The sequence below is a fragment of the Putridiphycobacter roseus genome (assembly GCF_003234935.1).
Taxonomy (GTDB): domain Bacteria; phylum Bacteroidota; class Bacteroidia; order Flavobacteriales_D; family Crocinitomicaceae; genus Putridiphycobacter; species Putridiphycobacter roseus.
Genome location: NZ_QKSB01000073.1, coordinates 1 through 707, shown reverse-complemented (window position 1 = coordinate 707; position 707 = coordinate 1). Strand labels below are relative to the sequence as shown.

Annotated in this window: 1 protein-coding gene; it reads left to right on the top strand. The window is 40.2% G+C overall.

Annotation, left to right across the window (positions count from 1 at the left end; all coding sequences use genetic code 11):
• Positions 1–707 (top strand): SprB repeat-containing protein (locus DNU06_RS17565; protein ID WP_199399043.1); only part of this gene is annotated, 707 nt, incomplete at both ends.

The following is a 707-nucleotide window of genomic DNA, read 5'->3' as shown; positions in this document are numbered from 1 at the left end:
ACTGGATTAGTTGCAGGAACATATACGGTAACCATAACAGATGCAAATGGCTGTACAGAAACAGCAAGTGCAATGGTTACAGAACCTATAGAACTACATGTGATGGAGGATGTTGTAACAGATGCAACTTGTTTTGGAAATTGTGATGGAACTACCAATACCATAGTAACTGGAGGTGTAGCACCTTTTACATATCTATGGAGTAATGGTGAGACAACCGCAATGGCAATGAACTTGTGTGCAGGAACTCATACAGTATCTGTAACTGACGCGAATGGATGTTTTGCTATTGCTACAGTTGTAGTAGGTGGATCATCTCAAATAAATTTGATTACTTCTTCAACTGACGCTACTTGTAATACAAGTATTGATGGTTCAGTCTCTGTTATTGCAACAGGTGGTAATGGCGTTTTTACTTACTTATGGAATGATGCTTCAGGATCAACAACTGCTACAGTAAATGGATTAGGAGCTGGTACTTATATGGTAACGGTAACCGATTCTTACGGATGCATGGATTCTGCAAGTGTAATCGTAAATGAACCAACTGACTTAACAGCGAATGGAACTGGTTCTGCTTTATCTTGTCATGGAGACAATGATGGAACAGTAACAGTAATTGCTGCAGGCGGAACTGCACCTTATACTTATGCTTGGAGTAACGGCGGTACAACTGCTACACTTACTGGTTTAGTTGCAGGAACTTA